The 25,649-nt window shown below is 74.8% G+C and carries 3 protein-coding genes; all 3 read right to left on the reverse strand.

Annotation, left to right across the window (positions count from 1 at the left end):
• Genes OG852_RS12335 through OG852_RS12345 form a run of 3 tightly spaced genes read right to left on the reverse strand, consistent with a single transcriptional unit; the run spans window position 1 to window position 25,228 of the window.
• On the reverse strand, window positions 1-1,260 hold the full coding sequence (locus OG852_RS12335; RefSeq protein WP_330347950.1) for a cytochrome P450 family protein: 1,260 nt from the start codon (window positions 1,258-1,260) through the stop codon (window positions 1-3).
• Entirely contained in the window at window positions 1,257-1,472 is a 216-nt protein-coding gene (locus OG852_RS12340; protein ID WP_133918105.1) for an MbtH family protein, read from the reverse strand. The genes OG852_RS12335 and OG852_RS12340 overlap by 4 nt, the downstream gene beginning before the upstream one ends.
• Window positions 1,469-25,228 (reverse strand): non-ribosomal peptide synthase/polyketide synthase, encoded by a 23,760-nt coding sequence (locus OG852_RS12345; RefSeq protein WP_330347951.1) that lies wholly within the window; start codon window positions 25,226-25,228, stop codon window positions 1,469-1,471. The genes OG852_RS12340 and OG852_RS12345 overlap by 4 nt, the downstream gene beginning before the upstream one ends.
• Window positions 25,229-25,649 lie beyond the last annotated feature (421 nt).

Below are 25,649 nucleotides of genomic sequence, written 5' to 3' on the forward strand. Positions count from 1 at the left end.
TCACTTCCTTTCGTCGTGCGCGTCGTGCGCGTCGTCGTGCGCGCGGGTGACGGGGAGCGCCGTGAGGCGGCGCTGGAGCGGGTTGGGCCGCCAGGTGAGGTCCTCGGGGGCGACGGCCAGGCGCAGACCGGGCAGTCGGCGCACCACGGTGGAGACGGCGAGTTCGGTCTCCAGCCGGGCGAGGGGCGCGCCGAGGCAGAAGTGCGGGCCGTGGCCGAAGCCGAGGTGGCGGTGGGCGGCGGGGCGGGTCAGATCCAGCCGGTCGGGGTGCTCGTGCCGTGCGGGATCGCGGCCGGCGGAGGCGAGGACGAGCTGGACGAGGTCCCCGGCGGGCACGGTCCGCCCGCCGAGCGGCACGTCCTCGGCGGCCACCCGCAGGATGGTCTGGGTGGGGCTGTCGTAGCGGACGAACTCGTCGACGGCCGAGCGGATCAGCTCCGGCCGGGCGCGCAGGAGGGCGAGCTGGTCCGGGTGGCGCAGGAGGGCGAGGAGGCCGTTGCCGATGAGGTGGGTGGTGGTCTCGTCGCCGGCCGTGATCAGCAGGAAGCAGGTCGACAGCAGTTCGTGGTCGGTGAGCCGGTCACCGCGGGCCTGGGCGGTGACGAGGGCGCTGATCAGGTCGTCGCCGGGCGCGGCGCGCCGCTGTCCGGCGAGGTCCGTGAGGTACGCCTCGAACGCGTCGACGACCTGCTCGGCGCGGTCGATGTCCTCATGGATCCGGCCGAGTCCCCGGAACCACTCCTTGACCTGCTCCCGGTCGGCCTCGGGCACGCCGAAGAGTTCGCAGACGACGGTGTGCGGCAGCGGGGAGGCGACGGCGGCGAGGAGGTCGACGGGCCCCGCGGCGGCCTCGACGCCGTCGACGAGCCGGTCCACGACCTGCTGGATCCCCGCACGCAGTCGCTCGATCCGGCGGGCGGTGAAGGCCTTGTTGACGAGGCCGCGCAGCCGGGCGTGGTCCGGCGGGTCGGTGTTGCTCATCACCCGTCCCAGCCGGGCGGTGAGCCGGCTCAGGTCCTTCATCCGGCCGTCGCGGGCGACGAGCGCGCGCGTCATCCGCTCCCGGTCGTTGGACAGCCGCAGGTCGGCGAGGGCCGCTTCGACGTCGGCGTGCCGGGTGACGTACCAGAGGCCGTGCGGCGCCCGGTGGACCGGGCACTCGGCACGCATCCGGGCGTAGACCGGATAGGGGTCGCGGCGGAAGGCGTCCGAGGCCATCTCCGCCGCGAAGTCCCGGGCGTCGGGGGCGAGGACGCTCACGACGCGTCGTCCATCGCCTCGACGAGACTCCTGGGCCGCATGTCGGTCCAGGTCCGCTCGACGTACTCCAGGCAGGCGTCGCGGGTGTCCTCGGGGTGGGCGACGCTCCAGCCGGCGGGCACGTCGGCGAAGGCGGGCCACAGCGAGTACTGGGCCTCGTCGTTGACGAGCACGAGGTAGGGGGCGTCCTGGTCCTCGAAGGGGTTGTTCACGAGGGGTTCTCCTCAGTCGTGGGGTGGGTTGCGGTGAGCCGCGCGCGGACCTCGGCGATCCGGGCGGCGAGCAGCGGACCGAGCTGGGCGAGGGCGCCCGGCCGGGTCATGCGGTCGTGGCGGGCGGTGATGTCGTACGAGGTGAGGGAGCCGGTGACGTACGGGCGCCAGACGTCGGCGCCCGGGGAGTCCTGCTCGCGGTCGATGGTGGAGTTGAACAGGAGCAGGTCGCCGTCGAGGACGCCCGGCCGGAAGGTGAGGGCCAGCGTCGCGTTGTTGATCATGATGGCGACGACGGCCTCGATGTGCCGTTCGGTGAGCCCGGCCAGGGCGCTGCCGCGGCGCGTGAGGATCTCCCGGACCTGTTCGAGGGTGAGTGGGTCCTCGCCGACGTCGGCGGGGTCGCAGTCGAGCATGCCGACGAGGACGTCCCGTTCGCTCGGCACGGGCGGTTCGTCGAAGGTGAGGTCGGCGACCGGGTAGGCGTCGAGGATCGCGAGCAGGGCCGTGCGCTGTCCCCGGCGCTGGAGTTCCGTGGCGACGGCGTGCGCGACGAGTCCGCCGGCCGACCAGCCGAGGAGCAGGTAGGGGCCCTCGGGCTGGACCTTGCGGATCTGTTCGACGTAGTCGGCGGCCATCTCCTCGTAGGAGGTGGGGCGGGGTTCGTCGCGGCCGAGGCTGCGGGCCTGGAGGGCGTACACGGGGTGGTCGGGGGCGATGTGGTGGAGGAGGCCGCTGTAGCACCAGCTGATGCCGCCGCCCGGGTGGACGCAGAACAGCGGGGTGGCCGAGCCCTGCGGCCTGAGCGGCAGCAGCACCTCCAGGGAGTCGTCGGTGTCGCGCAGGGCCAGGCGCCGGGCGAGTCCGGCGACGGTCGGGGTCTGGAACAGGGTGCGCAGTCCGAGTTCGGCGCCGAGGGTGTCGCGGATCCGGGAGACCAGGCGGGCGGCGAGCAGGGAGTGCCCGCCGAGGTCGAAGAAGCCGTCGTCGACACCGACCCGCTCGACGCCGAGGACTTCGGCGAACAGGTCGCACAGCACCTGTTCGTGCGGGGTGCGCGGGCCGCGTCCGGTGCCGTCGGTGCCGTGGGCGGGGGCGGGCAGGGCGGCGCGGTCGAGCTTGCCGTGGGCGGTCAGCGGCAGCGCGTCCAGGGCGACGAAGGCCGCGGGGACGAGGTGGGAGGGCAGGTCGCGGCGGAGGCGGTCGGCGGCCTCGCGGGGGTCGAAGGCCACCTCCCGCGCCGGGTCCGGGACGACGTAGGCGACGAGCCGGTCGTCGCGGGCGACGACGGCGGCCTGGGCGATGCCGGGGCAGCGGACGAGCGCGGACTCGACCTCCGCGGGCTCGACCCGGAAGCCCCGCACCTTCACCTGGTCGTCGGCCCGTCCCGCGAACTCCACCGTCCCGTCGGGCAGCAGCCGGGCGAGGTCGCCGGAGCGGTACATCCGGGCGCCGGGCGGCCCGTACGGGTCGGCCGTGAACCGTTCGGCGGTGGCGGCGGGTCGGCCCGTGTAGCCGCGGGCGACACCGGTTCCGGCGAGGTACAGCTCGCCCACGACCCCGGTGGGCGCGGGACGCAGCCGCTCGTCGAGGACGTACAGCCGCATCCCGGCCATGGGGCGGCCGAGGGGGACGGGGCGGGCGGGGTCGGGCGGGGTGTCCATGGGGTGGTGGGCGGCGAAGGTGGTGGTCTCGGTGGGCCCGTAGCCGTCGACGACCCGGATGCCCGGGCAGGCGTCCATCACCCGGCCGACCGCGGTGGCGGAGACGACGTCCCCGCCGGTCCACACCTCGCGCACCCCGGCGAGCCCGCCGGGCGCCTCCTCGGCGACCACCCGGAACAGCCCGGCCGTCAGCCACAGCGCCGTGACGCCGTGGTCGGCGACCGTCCGGCACAGCTCGGCCACGCCGAGCCGGCCCGGCGGGGCGACGACGATCCGGCCGCCGTTGAGCAGCGGCACCCACAGTTCGTAGGTGGACGCGTCGAAGGCGCTCGGCGAGTGCAGCAGCACCCGGTCGTGGGCGCCCCAGCAGGGCGCCTGGGCGAGCCCGGCGACATCGGCGTGGGTGACGGCGACGCCCTTGGGCCGGCCGGTGGAGCCGGAGGTGTACGTCACGTACGCCAACTGCTGTGGATGGCACCGTACTTCAGGCGTCCCGGCCCCCGGCTCCGGCTCGCTCTCCACAAGTGCGGTGAGCACGTCCTCGGTGAGGACGAGGGCGGCGCCGGTCTCGCGGACGACGAGGTCGACGCGGGCGGGCGGGAAGCCGGGGTCGAGGGGGACGTGGACCCCGCCGGCCCGGACGATCCCCAGGATCGCCACGACCAGGTCGGCCGAGCGGTCCATGAGGACGGCGACCGGGGTCTCCGGGCCGACGCCCTGCCCGGCGAGGGCACGGGCCAGCCGGGCCGTCCGGGCGTCGAGGTCGGCGTACGTCGACGTGGTCCCGTCGGCGACCAGCGCGACGGCGTCGGGGGTGGCCCGGACCTGCTCGGCGAACAGCTCGGGCAGGGTGCGGGCGGCGGGCAGCGGGGCGCCCCGCCGGCCCAGCAGGTTCCGGCGCTCCTCGTCGGGGACCAGGTCGATCGCGCCGAGGGGCTCCCCGGGACGGGCCACGGCGGCTTCCAGCAGCCGGATCCAGCGGGCGACGAGAACGGCCACGGTGGCCTCGTCGAACAGGTCGGTGGCGTACTCGACGGCGCCGGTGAGCCCCTCGGGGGTGCCGTCGTCGGCGTACCGCTCGGCGAGGCTGAGGGTGAGGTCGCAGCGGGCGGTGCCGGTGGGCACGGCCACGGGCTCGACGGTCAGGCCGGGCAGGGCGAAGCTGCCGCCGGGGGCGTTCTGCAGGGCCAGCATCACCTGGAAGAGGGGGTGGTGGGAGAGGGAGCGGGCCGGGTTGAGGACCTCGACGAGGTGCTCGAAGGGCACGTCCTGGTGGGCGTAGGCGGCGAGCGCCGACTCCCTCACCCGGCCCAGGAGTTCGGTGAAGGTCGGATCACCGGAGGTGTCCGTGCGCAGCACCAGCGTGTTCACGAAGAACCCGACGAGGTCGTCCAGCGCCTGATCGGTGCGGCCCGCGACGGGACTGCCCACGGGGATGTCGGTGCCCGCGCCGAGGCGGGTGCACAGCGCGGCGAGCCCCGCCTGGAGGACCATGAACAGGCTGGCGCCGTGCTCGGCGGCGACGTCCCGCAGCGCGCCGTGCAGCCGGGCGTCGACGTGGAGCGGCAGGGTGGCGCCGCGCTGGGAGGCGACGGCCGGGCGGGGCCGGTCGGCGGGCAGGTCGATCCGCTCGGGCAGACCGGCCAACGTCTGTTTCCAGTGGTCGAGTTGGGCGGCGAGCCGGCTGTCGGTGTCGGAGGCGTCGCCGAGCAGGTCGCGCTGCCAGAGGGCGTAGTCGGCGTACTGCACGGGCAGCGGCGCCCAGGCGGGCTCCTCCGCCGCGCGGCGAGCTGTGTAGGCGGTGGCCAGGTCGGCCGCCAGCGGGCCCATGGACCAGCCGTCGCCGGCGATGTGGTGCAGGGCGAGCAGCAGGACGTGGTCGTCGGGTGCGAGCGCGAACAGCTCGGCGCGCAGCGGGGGTTCGGCGGCCAGGTCGAATCCGCGCCGCCCGGACCGTGCGAGGAGGGCGGCGAGGCCCCGTTCGTCGGTCTCGGTGACGGGCAGCTCGGGCCGGACGTCCCGCACCTGCTGGCAGGGTGTGCCGTCGGCCTCCGGGAACACGGTCCGCAGGCTCTCGTGCCGGCCGGTCACATCGCCGAGCGCGAGGCGCAGCGCGGTCCGGTCGAGCGGTCCGGTGAGCCGCAGCGCGAGCGGCATGACGTAGGTGGCGGCGCCCGGCCCCTCCATCCGGTGCAGGAACCACAGCCGGTGCTGGGCGTACGACAGCGGCACCCGCTCGGGGCGGGGCACACGGGCCGTCAGCGGGGGCCGGGCCTCGGCGGCCCCGTCGAGACGGGCGGCCAGCAGGGCGGGGGTGGGGGCCTCGAACAGGGCGCGGACGTCGAGTTCGGCGCCGAGGACCGCGCGGACGCGGGAGACGAGGCGGGTGGCGAGCAGCGAGTGGCCGCCCAGGTCGAAGAAGCCGTCGTCGGCCCCGACCCGGCCCACGCCGAGCACCTCGGCGAACAGGCCGGCCAGCAGGTCCTCCTGCGGGGTGCGCGGCGCACGGCTCCCCCGGCTCTCCGGCGCGGCGGGCGCCGGCAGGGCGGCGCGGTCGAGCTTGCCGCCGGGGGTGAGGGGCAGGGTGTCGAGCACGACGTACGCGGAGGGCACGAGGTGCTCGGGGAGCCGGGCCCGGACGTGGTCGCGCAGGCCGCGGACGAGGGAGGCGGGGGTGCGGCGGCCGGCGGGGGTGTTGGTGAGCGGTTCGGTGTGGCCGCCGTGGGCGGCCCCGGTGCGTCCGGCCGGGTCGGCCCCGGTGGGTCCGGCAGCCGGGTGGGCCTCGGCGGGTCGTCCGGCCCGGTAGGCGTCGACGGGTGCGTCGGGGTCGGCGGCACGGGCCGGGTCGAGGAGGACGACGTCGACGGTGTCGGGGCCGTCGGGGGACCAGGTGACGTGGGTGTGGCGGCCCGTGGCGGCGCCGAGTGCGTGCCAGACCTCGGGGTCGACCGCGGGCACGGGGGTGGTGCCGCCTTCGTGCAGCGCCCGGTCCGCGGCGACCTCACCGGTCACGCGGGCGTTGGGCACGCCCGTGATCCGCAGGACCGCCGGATCCGTGGACGTCAGCAGCGCGCGTACCTCGTCGGGGGTGGCCACGGCGCGGCCCCAGGCGGCCTCGCTGAAGCCGTTCCAGGGTGCGGCGGGCCGGGTGTGCAGGGTGACGTCGTAGCGGTGGCGGGTGAGTTCGTTGTGGAACCGTCCGCGTTTCACCTGTACGGCGACCGCGCGGATGCCGTCGAGGCGGCCGGGCAGCGCGGCGAAGAAGTCGGGGTCGACGAGGAGTTCCTCCTCGTCCCGCAGGGCCTGCGCGACGGCCCGGCGCAGTGCGGCGGGCCCGCCGTCGGTACGCGGCGCGTGCACGGCGGTGGCGAGCGCCCGCCGCAGCCGGGGGTTGCGCACATCGCCGACGAACAGGGCGCCGCCGGGTGCGAGGAGCGAGGCCAGCCCCCGCAGGACGTCGAGCAGGTGGTCGGCGCTCGGGAAGTACTGGACGACCGAGTTGATCACGATGGTGTCGAAGCCGCCGGGCAGTCCGTCGAGGTCGTGCGCCGGCTGGGTGCGCAGGACGACCCGGTCCGCCCACGCGGGCCCGTCCGCCAGGTGTGCGGCGAGTGCGTCGACGGCGGTGGCGGAGAAGTCGGTGGCCCAGTACGCCTCGCAGTGCGGTGCGAGGTGCGCGAGGAGCAGTCCGGTGCCGACGCCGACCTCCAGCACCCGCCGGGGGCGAAGCGCCCGGATGCGTTCCACGGTGGCGTCCCGCCACTCGCGCATCTCCTCCTCGGGGAGGGGCCGGCCGTCGTAACTGCTGTTCCAGCCCGTGAAGTTGTCGCCGAGGGCGGCCGGTGCGGCGGCGACGGGCAGGGCGTCGTAGATCTCCCGCCAGCCGGAGATGTGGTCCTCCTCCCGGCCGTGGTCGCGTTCGGCGCGGGGGCGGTCGGGGACGACGTAGGCGACGAGCCGCTCCTCGCGTACGGCCACGACGGCACGTCCCACGGAGGGATGGGCGGCGAGCACGCTCTCGATCTCGGCGGGTTCGATGCGGAAGCCGCGCACCTTGACCTGTTCGTCGGCGCGTCCGACGAACTCCAGCTCGCCGTCGCGGCGTCGGCGGACGACGTCTCCGGTGCGGTACATACGGCTGCCGGGCGCGCCGTACGGATCGGCGACGAACCGGGCTGCCGTCAGGGCGGGTTGACGCAGATAACCACGGGCCAGGCCCGCGCCGGCCACGTACAACTCGCCCGGCACCCCCACCGGAACCGGCTGCAACCGCTCGTCCAGCACATACACCCGCGCCCCGGTGATCGCCCGCCCGATCGGCGGGACCCCGCCCGTCGGCGACAGCGGCCGGCTCATCGTCGCGCACACCGTCGTCTCCGTCGGACCGTACGCGTTGATCATCCGCCGCCCCGGCGCCCACCGCTCCACCAGCTCCGGCGCACACGCCTCCCCCGCCACCACCAGCGTCGACACCGACAACGACTCCACCGCCGCCAACACCGACGGCGGCAACGTGACGTGCGTGATGTCGGCGGTCAGACCCGCCACCGGGTCGTGGGCGGGCGGCAGGACGAGGGTCGCGCCGGTCAGCAGGGCCGTGTACAGCTCGGACACGGACGCGTCGAAGCTGGGCGAGGCGAACTGCAGCACCCTGCTCCGCGCGTCGACGGCGAACCGCTCGACCTGCGCCGCCACCAGGTGCGCGATGCCCGCGTGGCCGACGACGACGCCCTTGGGGCGGCCGGTGGAGCCGGAGGTGTAGATGACGTAGGCGGGCTGCCGTACGTCGACGGCGACCCCGGGATCGGTCTCCGGGAGGCCGTCGCCGAGGCCCGGCTCCTCCACCACGAGGGCGGGCCGGGCGTCCTCCAGCATGAACTGCACTCGTGCCGCCGGGTAATCGGGGTCGACGGGCAGATAGGCGGCGCCCGCCTTCATCGTCCCGAGCATCCCGACGACGAGTTCCACCGACCGCGGCAGCACCAGCGCGACGACGTCCTCGGCCCCCACGCCCCGTTCGAGAAGCGCGTGCGCGAACCGATTGGCCCGGGCGTCGAGTCGGGCGTACGACAGCTCCACGTCCCCGGCGACCAGGGCGATCGCGTCGGGCGTGGCGCCGGCCTGCCGGGCGAAGGCGGTCGGCAGGGGGACCGGCTCGACCGGTACGGCGGTGGCGTCGGCCTCGGTGAGCAGACGGCGGCGTTCGTCGGCGGAGAGGACGTCGATGCGGGCGAGGGGCAGGTCCGGGTCGGCGACCACGGAGCGGAGCAGCAGGGTCCAGCGGTCCACGAGGTCGGCGACGGTGTCACGGTCGTACAGGTCGGTGGCGTACTCGACGGCTCCGGCGATCCCCGCGGGGGTGCCGTCGGCGCGGTGCCGCTCGTACAGGTTGAAGCCCAGGTCGAACTTGGCCGTGCCGGTGGGCACGGTCAGCGGCGCGACCCGCAGACCTGGCAGGGCGAGCGCGCCCATCGGGGCGTTCTGGAGGGCGAACATCACCTGGAACAGGGGGTGGTGGGAGAGCGAGCGGACCGGGTTCAGCTCCTCGACGAGGTGCTCGAAGGGCAGGTCCTGGTGGGCGTAGGCGCCGAGCGCCGACTCCCTCACCCGGTCGAGGAGTTCGGTGAAGGTGGGGTCGCCGGAGGTGTCGGTGCGCAGCACGAGCGTGTTCACGAAGAACCCGACGAGATCGTCCAGCGCCTGGTCGGTGCGGCCGGCGATGGGGCTGCCCACGGGGATGTCGGTCCCGGCGCCGAGGCGGGTGCACAGGGCGGCGAGTCCCGCCTGGAGGACCATGAACAGGCTGGCTCCCCTGCGGCGCGCGAGCCGGGCCAGGCCGGTGTGCAGAGCGGCGTCCAGCTCGACGGGCAGGTGCTCGCCCCGGTAGGAGGCGACGGCGGGGCGGGACCGGTCGGCCGGCAGCCGCAGCTCCTCCGGCAGGTCCGCCAACCGATCCTTCCAATAGGCCAGTTGGGCGGCGAAGACACTGCCGGGGTCGGACGGGTCGCCGAGCAGGTCGCGCTGCCAGCGGGTGTAGTCGGCGTACTGCACGGGCAGCGGCGCCCACTCGGGCTTGCTCCCGGCGGTCCGTGCCGCGTAGGCCTCGGCGAGGTCGCGCGAGAGCGGTCCGGTGGACCAGCCGTCCCCGGCGATGTGGTGCAGGACGAGCAGCAGGACGTGCTCCTCGCCGCCCGGGAGCGCGAACAGATGGGCGCGCAGGGGCACTTCGGCGGCGAGGTCGAAGGGCAGCCGGGCGGCCTCGGCGAGGGCCTGCGCGAGCCCGGTGCTCTCCAGGTGGGTGACGAGCAGGCGCGGACGGCCGGTGTCGGGGTCGAGCACCTTCTGGTACGGGGTGCCGTGCGCCTCGGGGAAGACCGTGCGCAGGGTCTCGTGCCGGGCGGTGACGTCGGCGAGGGCCTCGGTGAGCGAACGTTCGTGGAGTGGGCCGGACAGTCGCAGCGCGAGGGGGATGTTGTAGCCGGCGCCGGGTCCTTCCATCTGCTGGAGGAACCACAGCCGGCGCTGGGCGAACGACAGGGGCTCGCGCTCCGGCCGCTCGCCGGCCGTCAGCGCGGGCCGGGCCCGTCCGGCACCGTCCAGGGCGGCGGCGAGCCCGGCCGGGGTGGGCGTCTCGAACAGGGTCCGCAGGGCGAGTTCCGCGCCGAGCACCGCCCGGACCCTGGACACCAGCCGGGTGGCGAGCAGGGAGTGGCCGCCCAGATCGAAGAAGCCGTCCTCGGCACCGACCCGCTCCACGCCGAGCACCTCGGCGAACAGATCGCACAGCACCCGCTCCCGCGGACTGCGCGGCTCGCGCCCCTTCGCCTCGGACCCGAGGGCCGGGGTGGGCAGGGCCGCCCTGTCGAGCTTGCCGTTGGGGGTCAGCGGCAGCGCGGAGAGGCCGACGTACGCGCTCGGCACCAGGTGCTCCGGGAGCCGTTCCCGCAGGAACGACTGGAGGGCGACGGGCCGCGGGTCGGTGCCGGGCTCGGGGACGACGTAGGCGACGAGCCGCTCGTCCCGTACGGCCACGACGGCACGTCCCACGGAGGGATGGGCGGCGAGCACGCTCTCGATCTCGGCGGGTTCGATGCGGAAGCCGCGCACCTTGACCTGTTCGTCGGCGCGTCCGACGAACTCCAGCTCGCCGTCGGCGCGCCACCGCGCGATGTCTCCGGTGCGGTACATACGGCTGCCGGGCGCGCCGTACGGATCGGCGACGAACCGGCCGGCGGTCAGGGCGAGTTGACGCAGATAACCACGGGCCAGGCCCGCACCGGCCACGTACAACTCGCCCGGCACCCCCGCCGGAACCGGCTGCAACCGCTCGTCCAGCACATACACCCGCGCCCCGGTGATCGCCCGCCCGATCGGCGGGACCCCGCCCATCGGCGACAGCGGCCGGCTCATCGTCGCGCACACCGTCGTCTCCGTCGGACCGTACGCGTTGATCATCCGCCGCCCCGGCGCCCACCGCTCCACCAACTCCGGCGCACACGCCTCCCCCGCCACCACCAGCGTCGACACCGACAACGACTCCACCGCCGCCAACACCGACGGCGGCAACGTCACATGTGTGATGTCGCCGGTCAGACCCGCCACCGGGTCGTCCGCCGGGGCGAGGACCAGGCGGGCTCCGGTGAGGAGCGCGGCGCACAGGTCCCAGAAGGAGGCGTCGAAGCTCGGCGAGCCGAGCTGGAGGACCCGGCTGGTGTCGTCGAGGGCGAGGTGCTCGGTCTGGGCGGCGACCAGGGCGGGCAGACCGCCGTGGGTGACGACGACGCCCTTGGGGCGGCCGGTGGAGCCGGAGGTGTAGATGACGTAGGCGGGCTGCCGTACGTCGACGGCGACCCCGGGATCGGTCTCCGGGAGGCCGTCGCCGAGGCCCGGCTCCTCCACCACGAGGGCGGGCCGGGCGTCCTCCAGCATGTGCGCGATGCGCGCCTCGGGGTAGCCGGGGTCGACGGGCAGATGGGCGGCGCCCGCCTTCATCGTCCCGAGGATCCCGACGACGAGCTCCACCGACCGCGGCAGCACCAGCGCGACGACGTCCTCGGCCCCCACGCCCCGTTCGAGAAGCGCGTGCGCGAACCGATTGGCCCGGGCGTCGAGTTGGGCGTACGACAGCTCGACGTCTCCCGCGACCAGGGCGATCGCGTCGGGCGTGGCGCCGGCCTGCCGGCGGAAGAGGTCGGCGAAGGAGGCGTCGGGAAGCGGCTGTTGGGCGGAGCCCAGGAGGGTGTGGCGCTCGTCGGGGTGGAGGATGTCGAGGGTGCCGATCGGCCGGTCGGGGGTGGCGACGGCGGCGGTCAGAAGCCGTACCCAGCGGTCGAAGAGGGTGCGGACGGTGGACTCGTCGAAGAGGTCGGCGCTGTACTCGACGATCGCGTCCAGTCCGGCGGGGGTGCCGTCGGTGCCTCGGCGTTCGGTGAGCGCGAGGGCCAGGTCCAGCCGGGCGGTGCCGGTGCGCACGGGCTGCGGTGAGGTGTCCAGGCCGTCGAGGCCGAACGCGGTCTCGGGGACGTTCTGGACGGCGAGGAGGATCTGGAAGAGGGGGTGGTGGGAGAGGGAGCGGGCCGGGTTCAGGGCCTCGACGAGGTGCTCGAAGGGCACGTCCTGGTGGGCGTAGGCGGCGAGCGCCGACTCCCTCACCCGGCCCAGGAGTTCGGTGAAGGTCGGATCACCGGAGGTGTCCGTGCGCAGCACCAGCGTGTTCACGAAGAACCCGACGAGGTCGTCCAGCGCCTGATCGGTGCGGCCCGCGACGGGACTGCCCACGGGGATGTCGGTGCCCGCGCCGAGGCGGGTGCACAGCGCGGCGAGCCCCGCCTGGAGGACCATGAACAGGCTGGCGCCGTTGCGGCGGGCCAGCACGGTCAGGGCGTCGTGCAGGCGCGCGTCGACGGTGGTGGTGAGCAGGCCGCCCCGGTGGGTCGGGTGGAGGGGGCGCGGCCGGTCGGCGGGGAGCCGCAGCCGCTCGGGCAGACCGGCCAGGGCCTCGGTCCAGTGGGCGAGTTGGCGGGCGTAGGTGCTGTCGGGGTCGCTCTCGTCGCCGAGCAGGGCGCGCTGCCACAGGGTGTGGTCGGCGTACTGCACCGGCAGCGGCGCCCAGCCCGGCTCCTCGCCCCGGCGGCGGGCCGCGTAGGCGGTGGCCAGGTCCGTCGCCAGAGGGCGCAGGGACCAGCCGTCGGCGGCGATGTGGTGCAGGGCGAGCAGCAGGACGTGCTCGTCGTCGGCGAGCAGGAACAGATGGGCGCTCAGGGGGAGTTCGGTGCCCAGGTCGAAGGGCCGGCGGGCGGCCCCGGTGAGCAGTGCGGGCAGGTCCGCCTCGTCCGTCGCGGTGACCGTGAGGGGGAAGGGGACGGCCTCGGCGACGGGCAGGATCCGCTGGTGCGGTACGCCGTCGGTGTGCGGGTAGAGCGTGCGCAGCGTCTCGTGGCGGGCGACGAGGTCGCTGAGGGCGGCGGCAAGCGCGGGCCGGTCGAGGGGGCCGCGCAGCCGGAGGGCGAGCGGCATGTGGTAGGCGGCGTCCGTGCCGTCCAGCCGGTGCAGGAACCAGAGGCGGAGCTGCGCGAACGACAGCGGCAGCGGCTCGGGCCGGACGACGGGGACGACCGCCGGACGGGCCTCGGCCGCGGCGTCGAGACGCACGGCGAGCCCTGCCGGGGTGGGGGCCTCGAAGAGGCTGCGCAGGGGCAGTTCGACGCCGAGGGTGGCGCGGACCCGGGAGACCAGTCGGGTGGCGAGCAGCGAGTGACCGCCCAGTGTGAAGAAGTCGTCGTCGACGCCGGCCCGGGCGACGCCGAGGACCTCGGCGAACAGGTCGCACAGGATCTGTTCGCGCGGGGTGCGGGGGGCGCGGCCGGTCCGGGCGTCCGGGGCTGGGGCGGGGGCGGGCAGGGCGGCGCGGTCGAGCTTGCCGTTGGGGGTGAGGGGCAGGGCGTCGAGGACGACGAGCGCGCCGGGGACCATGGGGGCGGGGAGGCGGTCGCGCAGATGGTCCAGGAGCACGGCGGGTGCGGTGCTCGCCCCGGCGGCCGGGACGACGTAGGCGACGAGCCGGTCCTCGCGGGCGACGACGGCGGCCCGGGCGACGGCCGGGTGGTCGGCGAGGGCGGCCTCGATCTCGCCGGGTTCGACCCGGAATCCGCGCACCTTCACCTGGTGGTCGGCGCGGCCCAGGAACTCCAGCTCGCCGTCGGACCGCCGGCGGGCGAGGTCACCGGTGCGGTACATGCGGGCGCCGGGCGGCCCGTAGGGGTCGGCGACGAACCGTTCGGCGGTCAGCGCGGGCCGGTGCAGATAGCCGCGGGCCACACCCGCCCCGGCCAGGTACAGCTCGCCGGGCACACCGGGTGGTACGGGGCACAGCGCGGTGTCGAGGACGAGGGCGCGGGTGTGGTCGACGGGCCGGCCGACGGGCACCGGCAGCGGGCAGTCGTCGAGGTCGGCAGGGAGCGCGTAGGCGGTGACGACGTGGGTCTCGGCGGGGCCGTAGTGGTTGTGCAGCCGCCGGCCGGGCCGGCGGGCGGTGAAGCGGCGCAGGGCGGTGCCGAGCCGCATCGCCTCACCGGCCTGGGCGACGGTCCGCAGGCGGGGCAGGTCGCGGCCGTGCTCCTCGGCGGCCTCGGCGACGGCCTCCAGGACCAGCGTCGGCGCGAACAGTTCCTCGATCCGGTGCCGTTCCAGCCAGGCCGTGAACAGTTCGGCGCTGCGCCGCTGCTCGTCGGTGGGGACGACCAGGGTCTTGCCGTACAGCAGCGCGGACAGGGTCTCCTGCACGGACACGTCGAAGCCGGCCGCCGTGAACTGCGCGGTGCGGGTGCCGGGGCCGCCTCCGACGGCGCGGTGGTGCCAGTGGAGCAGGTTGACGAGGGCGGCCGACGGCATGACGACGGCCTTGGGGCGGCCGGTGGAACCCGAGGTGTAGATGACGTAGGCGGGGTGGCGCCCGTCGGGGGTGATCTCCGGGTCGGTGTCGGGGAAGCCCTCGGCGAAGTCCAGGTCCTCGACGGCCACGGCCGGGCGGGAGTCGTCGAGCATGAAGGCGCGGCGCGCGGGCGGGTAGTCGGGGTCGACGGGCAGATAGGCGGCGCCGGTCTTGAGGACCCCGAGGATCGCCACGACGAGGTCGGTGCCGCGCGGAAGGGTGAGCGCGACGACGTCCTCGGGGCCGACCCCCCGCTCGAGGAGGGCGTGCGCGACCCGGTTGGCGCGGGCGTCGAGCCCGGCGTAGCTGAGGACGGTGTCCTCGAAGACGACCGCGGGGGCGTCGGGGGTCGCCCGCACCTGCGTCCGGAACAGTTCGGGCAGCGAGGCGTACGCGGGGGGAGCGGTGGGGGCCGGGAGCAGTGCCGCGCGTTCGTCGTCGAGGAGGACGTCGAAGCGGCTCAGCGGCCGCCCGGGGTCCTCGACGGCCTGCCGCAGCAGCCGCGTCCAGCGGACGAGGAGACGCTCGACGGTGGGGTCGTCGAAGAGGTCGGCGGCGTACTCGACGTAGCCGTGGAGACCGGCCGCCTCGCCGTCGCCGCGCTCCAGCAGGTGGAAGGAGAGGTCGAACATCGCCGTGGCGTGGTGCACGGGGAGGATCTCGGTGCGCAGACCGGGCAGTGCGAAGGTGCCGCGCGGTACGTTCTGCAGCGCGAGCAGCACCTGGAACAGCGGCTGACGGGACAGCGACCGGGCCGGGTTCAGCGCCTCCACGAGGTGATCGAAGGGCAGCTCCTGGTGGGCGTACGCGCCGAGCGCCGACTCCCTTGCGCGGTGCAGGAGTTGTGCGAAGTCGGGGTCGCCGGAGGTGTCGGTGCGCAGCACGAGCGTGTTGACGAAGAACCCGACGAGATCGTCCAGCGCCTGGTCGGTGCGGCCCGCGATGAGGCTGCCGACGGGGATGTCGTCCCCGGCGCCGAGTTTGTTCAGGAGGGCGGCGAGACCGGCCTGGAGGACCATGAAGAGGCTGGCACCGTGCCGTCGGGCCAGGCCGAGGAGGCCGGTGTGCAGATCGGCGTCGAGCTCGACGGGCAGCCTGCGGCCCCGGAAGGTGGGGTGCGCGGGGCGGGGGCGGTCGGCCGGGAGCGGGATCTGCTCGGGAAGCCCCTGCAACGCGGCCGTCCAGTGGGCGGCCTGCCGCGCGAACAGGCTGTCGGGGTCGGCCGGTTCACCGAGCAGCTCGCGCTGCCAGAGGGTGTAGTCGGCGTACTGCACGGGCAGCGGCGCCCAGCCGGGCTCCTCCCCCGCGCGGCGCGCCGCGTAGGCGGTGGCCAGGTCCCGCGCCAGCGGGCCGAGCGACCAGCCGTCGCCCGCGATGTGGTGCACGACGAGCACGAGGACATGACGGTCGGCGGCGGTGGCGAACAGCTCGGCGCGCAGGGGCGGTTCCGCGGCGAGGTCGAAGGGCCGCCGTACGGCCCGGTCGAGCAGCGCGGGCAGACCGGACTCGTCGGTCTCGGTGAGGGGCAGCTCCGGGCGGGCCTCGTCGGCGTCGAGGACGAGCTGGTACGGCACCCCGTCGGCGGCCTGCGGGCAGAGGGTGCGCAGGACCTCGTGCCGGGCCACCACGTCGGCGAGCGCCCCGGCCAGGGCGGTGCGGTCGAGCGGGCCGTCCAGCCGCCAGGCGAGCGGGATGTGATAGGCCGCGCCGGACGGGTCGAGCTGGTGCAGGAACCACAGCCGGTGCTGCGCGGACGACAGCGGCATCCGCTCCGGCCGCACGGCCGGCACCAGAGCGGGCCGCGCCTCCCCCGCGGCCGTCAGCCCCGCGGCCAGCCCGGCCACGGTCGGCGTCTCGAACAGGGCCCGCAGCTCCAGCTCGGCACCGAGCGCGGCCCGGACACGGGCGACGAGCCGGGTGGCCAGCAGGGAGTGACCGCCCCGTGCGAAGAAGTCGTCGTCGGCACCGACCCGTTCGACCCCCAGCACCTCGGCGAACAGCTCGGCGAGCACCTGCTCCTCGGGGGTGCGCGGCGCCCGCCCGGCCGCGCCGGGCGTGCACTCCGGCTCGGGCAGGGCCCGTCGGTCCAGCTTGCCGTTGACGGTCAGCGGCAGCGCGTCGAGCGGCACGAACGCCGCCGGGACCATGTACTCGGGGAGCCGCTCCCGGACGTACTCCCGCAGGCCGGCCGCGCCTCCCACGACGTACGCGACGAGCCGGGTGTCGTCGGTACGGTCCTGGCGGGCCACCACGGCCACGTCGCCGACCTCGGGATGGCTCGCCAACACGGCCTCGATCTCGCCGAGTTCGATGCGGAAGCCCCGTACCTTGACCTGGTCGTCGGCCCGCCCCGCGTACTCCAGCGAGCCGTCGGCCCGCTGCCGCGTCAGATCGCCCGTGCGGTACATCCGGGCGCCGGGCGAGCCGTAGGGGTCGGCGACGAACCGGGAGGCGGTGAGAGAGGGCCGGTCGAGATACCCACGGGCCAACCCGGGCCCGGACACGTACAGTTCGCCCACAACCCCGGTGGGGACGGGCCGCAGCCACCTGTCGAGCACATGGGTCCGCAGGTCGGGGATCGCCGCGCCGATCACACTGGCGGCCCCGTCGACGGAACCGGCGTGCAGGGGGTGATGGGTGACGTGGACGGTGGTCTCGGTGATGCCGTACATGTTCACCAGGACCGGAGCGTCGTCCGCGTGACGCGTGTACCAGTCGGCGAGCCGGGCGGGCTCCAGCGCCTCACCGCCGAACACCACGGTGCGCAGGGCGAGTTCGGTGCCCGGGTTCTCCCGGTCGGCCTGCATGAGCTGATAGAAGGCGGACGGCGTCTGGTTCAAGACCGTCACCCGCTCCTCGGCCAGCAGCCGCAGGAACGCCTCCGGCGAACGGGACGTCTCGAACGGCACCACCACCAGCCGACCGCCGTGCAGCAGCGGACCCCACAACTCCCAGACCGAGAAGTCGAACGCGTACGAATGGAACAGCGTCCACACGTCATCGGGGCCGAAGTCGAACCACTGCCTCGTGGCGGCGAACAACCGCACCACATTGCCGTGCGGGACGACCACACCCTTCGGACGGCCCGTCGAACCGGAGGTGTAGATGACATACGCCGGATGCTCCGCAACAAGCCCCACCACCGGATCCGAGACCGGCAGCCCGTCCGTCTCGAGAGCCGCCAGATCGTCGACCACCAGCGCCGGACGGGCGTCCGCGACCATGAACTCCCTGCGCGCCGCCGGATAGCCGGGATCGAGCGGCAGATACGCGGCACCCGCCTTCAGCACCCCCAACACCCCGACCACCAGCTCCACCGACCGCGGCAACGCCAACGCGACGACAGCCTCCGGACCCACCCCACACCCCACCAGCGCATGCGCCACACGATTGGCCCGCACATTCAACTCGCCGTACGTCAGCGCCGACGCACCGCACACCACCGCCACCGCATCCGGCGTCTCCCGCACCCGCGCCTCGAACAACCCCACCAGACTCTCCGTCACCGGCGTGGAGGTGAGAGCGGGCAGGAAGCGCTGTCGCTCCGCGTCCGTCAGGACGTCGATGCGGCTCAGGGGGCGGGCCGGGTCGGCGACAGCCGTCCTCAGCAGCCGGACCCAGCGGTCGCACATGGCCTGGACCGTCTGCGGGTCGTACAGATCGCCGGCGTACTCGACGAACCCGTCCACGCCCTGCGGGGAGCCGTCCTCGCCATGGCGTTCGGAGAGGGAGAAGATCAGGTCGAGCTTGGACGTCGTGGTGGTGAGCTGCACCGAGCTCGTGTGCAGGCCGGGCGGGGCGAAGTCGGCCCGCGGGGCGTTCTGCAGGACCAGCATGACCTGGAAGAGGGGGTGGTGGGCGAGGGAGCGCACCGGGTTGAGGGCCTCGACCAGGTACTCGAAGGGCAGGTCCTGGTGGGCGTAGGCGGCGAGGGCCCCGTCGCGCACTCGGTCGAGGAGCTCGGTGAAGGCGGGGTCGCCGGAGGTGTCGGTGCGGAAGACGAGGGTGTTGACGAAGTAGCCGATCAGATCGTCCAGGGCCTGGTCGGTGCGGCCGGCGATGAGGCTGCCGACGGGGATGTCGTCCCCCGCACCGAGCTTGTTCAGCAGGGCGGCGAGGCCGGCCTGGAGGACCATGAACAGACTGGTGCCCTGGGCGCGCGCCAAGTCGCGCAGCTCCCGGTGGAGTTCGGCGTCCAGTTGGATGCGGACGAAGCCGCCCCGGTGGGAGGCGACGGCGGGGCGGGGCCGGTCGGTCGGGAGCTGGATCTGCTCGGGGAGTCCCTTCAGCGCGCGCGTCCAGTGGGCGGCCTGGCGGGCGAAGAGGCTGTCGGGGTCGGTGGCGTCGCCCAGCAGACGGTGCTGCCAGAGCGTGTAGTCGGCGTACTGCACCGGCAGCGGCGCCCAGACGGGCTCCTCGCCTCGGCGCCGGGCCGCGTAGGCGTCGGCGAGGTTGTGGGCCAGCGGGCCGAGGGACCAGCCGTCGCCCGCGATGTGGTGAACGACCAGCAGCAGCACGTGCTCTTCGACGCCGAGCGTGAACAGCTCGGCGTACAGGGGCAGTTCGGCGGCGAGGTCGAAGGGGTGGCGCAGGGCCTCGGCGAGTACGGCGTCCAGCTCGCCCTCGGTCGTCGCGCGCGTACGCAACGGCAGCGGGGCTTCCCGCGGGGAGAGGACGCGCTGGTGGGGGGTGCCGTCGAGCTGGGGGTAGAGGGTGCGCAGGCTCTCGTGACGGGTGATGACGTCGGTGAGGGCCCGGGCGAGGGCGCCATGGTCGAGGGGGCCGGTCAGGCGCCAGGCGAGCGGGATGTTGTAGTTGGCGCTCGCGCCCTCGAGCTGGTGCAGGAACCACAGGCGGCGCTGTGCGAACGACAGCGGGATCAGGTCGGGGCGGTCGTCGTACGGGGTGAGGGCGAGGCGGGCCTGTCCGGCGCCCGCGAGGCTCGCGGCGAGCCCGGCCGGGGTCGGTGCCTCGAAGAGGGCGCGCAGTTCCAGTTCCACGCCGAGGGTGGCCCGGACACGGGCGACGAGGCGGGTCGCGAGCAGGGAGTGACCGCCCAGGTCGAAGAAGCTGTCGTCCACCCCGGCCTCGGCGACCCCGAGGATCTCGGCGAACAGCTCGCACAGGATCTGCTCCTGCGGGGTGCGGGGCGCCCGTCCGGCACCCAGGCCGCCGGCCTGCGGCTCGGGCAGGGCACGCCGGTCCAGCTTGCCGTTGACGGTCAGCGGCAGCGCCTCCAGCGCGACGAAGGCGGCCGGGACCATGTACTCCGGGAGTCGCTCCCGCAGATGTTCGCGGAGAACCGCCGAGTGGGCCACCGCGCCGGGCGCGGGGACTACGTACGCGACGAGCCGGGTGTCGTCGGTACGGTCCCGGCGGGCCACCACGGCCACGTCGCCGACCTCGGGATGGCCCGCCAACGCGGCCTCGATCTCACCGAGTTCGATGCGGAAGCCCCGCACCTTGACCTGGTCGTCGGCCCGCCCGACGAACTCCAGCGAGCCGTCGGCGGCACGGCGTACGACGTCACCGGTGCGATACATCCGGGTACCGGACGGACCGTGGGGGTCGGCGACGAACCGGGAGGAGGTCAGCCCGGGCCGGTCGAGATAGCCCCGCGCGAGCCCCGGCCCGGACACGTACAACTCCCCTGCCACACCCGGCGGTACGGGGCACAGGTGGGCGTCGAGGACATAGGTGCGCAGGTCGGGGATCGCCGCGCCGATCACACTGACGGCCCCGTCGACGGAACCGGCGTGCAGGGGGTGATGGGTGACGTGGACGGTGGTCTCGGTGATGCCGTACATGTTCACCAGGACCGGAGCGTCGTCCGCGTGACGCGTGTACCAGTCGGCGAGCCGGGCGGGCTCCAGCGCCTCACCGCCGAACACCACCGTGCGCAGGGCGAGTTCGGTCCCCGGGTTCTCCCGGTCGGCCTGCATGAGCTGATAGAAGGCGGACGGCGTCTGGTTCAAGACCGTCACCCGCTCCTCGGCCAGCAGCCGCAGGAACGCCTCCGGCGAACGGGACGTCTCGAACGGCACCACCACCAGCCGACCGCCGTGCAGCAGCGGACCCCACAACTCCCAGACCGAGAAGTCGAACGCGTACGAATGGAACAGCGTCCACACGTCGTCCGGGCCGAAGTCGAACCACTGCCTCGTGGCGGCGAACAACCGCACCACATTGCCGTGCGGGACGACCACACCCTTCGGACGGCCCGTCGAACCGGAGGTGTAGATGACATACGCCGGATGCTCCGCAACAAGCCCCACCACCGGATCCGAGACCGGCAGCCCGTCCGTCTCAAGAGCCGCCAGATCGTCGACCACCAGCGCCGGACGGGCGTCCGCGACCATGAACTCCCTGCGCGCCGCCGGATAGCCGGGATCGAGCGGCAGATACGCGGCACCCGCCTTCAGCACCCCCAACACCCCGACCACCAGCTCCACCGACCGCGGCAACGCCAACGCGACGACAGCCTCCGGACCCACCCCACACCCCACCAGCGCATGCGCCACACGATTGGCCCGCACATTCAACTCGCCGTACGTCAGCGCCGACGCACCGCACACCACCGCCACCGCATCCGGCGTCTCCCGCACCCGCGCCTCGAACAACCCCACCAGACTGTCGTTCGCCGGCACGGCCACGGCCGTCGGCAGCAGGGCCGCTCGCTCGGCGTCGGTGAGGACGTCGATGCGGCTCAGGCGGCGCTCCGGGTCCGTGGCGGCCGTGTGCAGCAGGCGTGCCCAGCGTTCGCCGATCGCCTCGACCGTTCCGGGGTCGAAGAGGTCGGTGCTGTACTCCACCGTGCCGGTGAGGCCGGCCGGGGTGCCGTCGGGGGCGGTGCGTTCGGCGAGGTTGAAGGTGAGGTCGCACTTGGCGGTGCCGGTGGGGACCAGGCTCGTGGTGACGTGCAGGCCGGGCAGGTCGAACTCGCCGAGGGGGGCGTTCTGCAGGGCGAGCATCGTCTGGAAGAGGGGGTGGTGGGCAAGGGAACGGGTCGGGTTGAGCTCCTCCACCAGGTGCTCGAAGGGCAGGTCCTGGTGGGCGTAGGCGGCGAGGGCGCCCCGGCGGACGCGGTCGAGGAGTTCGGTGAAGGTGGGGTCGCCGGTCAGGTCGGTGCGCAGGACGAGCGTGTTGACGAAGAAGCCGACCAGGTCGTCGGCGGCCTCGTCGGTGCGGCCGGCGACGGGGGCGCCCAGTGGGATGTCGGTGCCGGCGCCGAGCTTGCCGAGGAGGGCGGCGAGGCCGGCCTGGAGGACCATGAAGAGGCTGGCGCCGTGGGCACGGGCCAGGTCGCTCAGACGGCGGTGCAGGCCCGCGTCGAGGTGCAGGGGCAGTGGGGCGCCCCGGTGGGTGGTGGCGGCGGGGCGGGGGCGGTCGAAGGGCAGGTCGAGGCGCTCCGGGAGGCCGGTCAGCCGTTCGGTCCAGAAGGCGAGCTGACGGGCGGCGAGGCCGTCCGGGTCGGCGGGGTCGCCGAGGAGGTCGTGCTGCCAGAGGGTGTAGTCGGCGTACTGCACCGGCAGCGGCGTCCACTCCGGGGTGCCGCCGCTGCGGCGGGCCGCGTAGGCGCGGGTGACGTCGGCGGCCAGCGGGCCGAGGGACCAGCCGTCGCCGACGATGTGGTGGATCACCAGCAGCAGCACGTGCTCGTCGGGTGCGAGCGCGAACAGCTGGGCGTGGAGGGGTGGTTCGGCGGCGAGGTCGAAGGGGCGGCGGGCGGCGGCGGTGAGCCGGTCGGGCAGGGCGGCCTCGGTGGTGTCGGTGACCGGCAGCCGGGGCGCGGCCCGCTCCGGGGCCAGGATCCGCTGGACGGGCACCCCGCGCTCGTCGGGGAAGACGGTGCGCAGGCTCTCGTGCCGGGTGACGACGTCCCGCAGTGCGGCTTCCAGGGCGGGGCGGTCGAGCGTTCCGGACAGGCGCAGGGCGAGCGGGATGTGGTAGGTGGCACCGGTGCCCTCGACGCGCTGCAGGAACCACAGGCGGCGCTGCGCGGAGGACAGGGGTACGGCGTCGGGGCGTGCGTACGGGCGCAGTGCGGGCCGCGCGGCGTCCGGGGTCGCGGTGTCCAGGGCGGCGGCGATCCCGGCCGGGGTGGGAGCGTCGAAGAGGTCGCCGAGGCGCGGGGCGGTGCCGAGGGCGGTGCGGATGCGGGCCAGGAGGCGCAGGGCGAGCAGGGAGTGGCCGCCGAGGGCGAAGAAGTCGTCGTCGGCGCCGACCCGGGGGAGGCCGAGGACGTCGGCGAAGAGGCCGCAGAGGAGCTCCTCGCGCGGGGTGCGCGGGGCGCGGTGGCTCGGCGGGGTGTGGTGGGCGGGGGCGGGCAGGGCCCGGCGGTCGAGCTTGCCGGCCGGGGTGAGGGGCAGGGCGTCGAGGGGGACGAAGGCGGCCGGGACCATGTGCTCGGGGAGGCGGTCGCGCAGGTGTGCGCGCAGGTCCTTCGGGCTCGGGGCGGTGCCGGGCGCGGGGACGACGTAGGCGACGAGCCGGGCGGCGCGGTCGTCGTCGGGGCGGGCGAGGACCGTCGTACGCGCGACCGCCGGGTGGGTGCCCAACGCGGCCTCGATCTCGGCGGGTTCGACGCGGAAGCCGCGGATCTTGACCTGGTCGTCGGCCCGGCCCAGGTATTCGGCGCTGCCTTCGCGGGTGCGGCGGACGAGGTCGCCGGTGCGGTACATGCGGGTGCCGGGCGGGCCGTAGGGGTCGGCGACGAAGCGTTCGGCGGTGAGGGCGGGGCGGCCGAGGTAGCCGCGGGCCAGGCCGGCGCCCGCGATGTACAGCTCACCGGGGGCGCCGTCGGGTACCGGTTGCAGGGCGCTGTCGAGGACGTACGCGTGGGCCCCGGTGACGGGGTGTCCGATCGCGGGGCGTTCGGTCGCGTCGAGGGTCGCGGTGAGCGCGTCGACGGTGCACTCGGTGGGGCCGTAGAAGTTGTGGACGCGTACGCCGTCGGCGGTGCGCAGGTCCCGCCAGAGGTCCTCGGGAACGGCCTCCCCGCCGGCGACGATCACGGAGGGTCGGGGATGGTCGCCGGTGAGGAGGCCGTGGTCGATGAGGACGCGCAGGTAGGAAGGGGTGGCGTTGACGAGGTCGAGGCGGTGGCGGTCGAGGTGGGTGAGGAAGGCGTCCGGGTCGGTCCAGGTGGCGCGGTCGAGGACGTGGAGTTCATGGCCGCCGAAGAGGCAGGCGAGCTGGTCCCAGGAGGCGTCGAAGGAGAGGGAGGTGGTCAGCGCGACGCGCATCCGGGGGGTCCGGTAGAGGGTGCGGAGCTGGTGGTGGATCAGGTTCGTGACGGCCGTGTGCGGGGTGAGCACGCCCTTGGGGCGGCCGGTGGAGCCCGAGGTGTGGATGACGTACGCCGGGTGCCGGGGGTCGCGCCGGGCGGGCGGGGCGCCGGCCGGGAGGGCGGCGGTGTCGGAGGCGTCGAGGAGGACGGCGTCGGTGTGCCGGGGCAGCCGGGGCCGGGTGGCGGTGTCGGTGAGGGTGACGGCGGGGCGGGTGTCGTCGAGGAGGGCGGCGAGGCGGGCGGCGGGGTGGTGGTCGGGGTCGAGGGGGACGTAGCCCGCGCCGGTCTTGAGGACCGCGAGGACGGCCGTGACCAGTGCGGCGGAGCGGGGCAGCGCGAGGGCGACCAGGCGTTCCGGGGCGGCGCCGTGGGCGGTGAGGAGCCGCGCGAGACGGTTCGCGCGGGCGTCGAGGGCGGCGTAGGTGAGGGTGGCGTCGGGTGCGACGACGGCCACGGCGTCCGGGGTACGGCGGGCCTGCTGCTCGAAGAGGTCGGCGAGGTGGGCGCGGTCCGTGTCGGCGGCGAGGGCCGTCGCGGGCCGGGTGCGGGGCCTCGGGAGGGGGACGCCGCCGACGGGGCGGTCGGGGTCGGTGCCGGCGAGGCTCTCCAGGAGGGTGGTGAAGCCGTGCTGGTGGGCCTGCCGCTCGTCCTCGTCCCAGGCGTCGGCGGCGGCCAGCAGTTTGAGGTGCGGGCCGGAGCCGTCGTGCCGGTCCAGCGCCCAGACGACGAGTTCGGCGGCGTGGACCTCGGCGAGGCTGTGGGCGGTGGCGGGCAGTCCGGCGAAGCTCAGCGCGCTGTCGAAGGACATGATGTTGACGATCGCGGAGTACGCCGAGCCGGGAGCGCCGGGCAGTCCGAGGTCGCGGTGCATGTCCTCGCCCCGGTAGCGCTGGTGCCGGAGCGCCGCCCGCACCTCGGCGTCGACCTGGCCGACGAGCGCGGACCAGGGCGTGCCGGGGCGTACGGTCAGCCGCAGCGGCACCATGTTGGACACCACGGCGGGGGTCGCCGTGCACACGGGGTCGGTGCGGTCGCGGCCGGTGACGGGGAGGCCGAGGAGGAGGTCGTGGGCGCCGGTGCGGCGGTGCACGTACAGCGCGGTGGCCGCGATCAGCACCCGCGACCAGCGTGTTCCGGCGCGTTCGCCGAGCGTGCGCAGGGCCTGGCGCAGGGGGTCGGCGGGCAGCGGGGTGTGGCGGGGGCCGGCGGTGAGGTGGCCCGTGGAGCGGCCGATGCGGGCGGGTTCGGGGAGGCCGGCGAGACGCCCGGTCCAGTACGCGCGGTCCTCGTCGAAGCGGGCGGAGGTCCGGTAGGCGGCGTCGGCGTCGACGACGGCGCGCAGGGGCGGGAACGGTGTCGGCTCCGGCGTGCGTCCCGCGGCGAGGGCGGTGTGGACGGCGGCGACGCGGCGGGCGACGAGGGCGTAGCCGAGGCCGTCGGAGAGGAGGTGGTGGTAGGTGTGGTACCAGAGGTGGTGATCGTCGGCGATCTTGATGAGGGCCTGGCTGAAGAGGCGGCCGCGGGTGAGGTCGAGGGGGCGCAGGCGGTCGGCGGCCATCCATTCCACGGCGGCGGCGCGGGGGTTGGCGTGGGCGCTGAGGTCGAGCCGACGAGGTGTCCAGTCCTCGTCCGGGGCGCGCGTGATCTGGCGGGGGCCGTCGTCGGTGTCGGTGAATCCCACGTGCAGGGCCTCGTTCTCGGCGACGACCCGGCGCAGGGCGGTGCACAGCAGGTCGGTGTCCAGGGGCCCGGCGATGTCGAGGTACTCGCCGATGCGGTACGACGGGATCACTCCGTCCGTCCGCTGTTCGGCGAGCCACAGTTCGCGCTGAGCCGCCGTCAGGGGCAGGGCGACGTCCTCGCGAGCAGACATGGGGGTACCTCCAGAGGTGCCGTGCGGTGCGGGGCCGCCGGGGACGGGGTGACGGGGCGGCGGAGCGGGAGTGTGTTGCGGGGGCGGGGAAGCGGCGGTGCGTTCGGGGGCAGGGGAAGCCGGCCTCCGGCGCGGGGGTGGGCCTTCGCGGCCGCGGTCGGCTGCCCGCCCGGGGCTGGAATTCCGGCCCGGGTTGAGCCTTCGGGCTCCGGGGTCTGCCGACCCTGGGTTGCGCCTTCGGCCCGGGGTTGGACCTGCGGTCCGGGTTGGGCCTACGGCCCGGGGTTGGACCTGCGGTCCGGGTTGGACCTGCGGTCCGGGTTGGGCCCTACGGCCCGGGGTTGGACCTGCGGTCCGGGGTTGGGCCTACGGTCCGAGGTTGGACCTACGGCCCGGGGTTAGGCCTACGGCCCGGGGTTGG

Origin of the sequence: Streptomyces sp. NBC_00582 (assembly GCF_036345155.1) — a bacterium.
Taxonomy (GTDB): domain Bacteria; phylum Actinomycetota; class Actinomycetes; order Streptomycetales; family Streptomycetaceae; genus Streptomyces.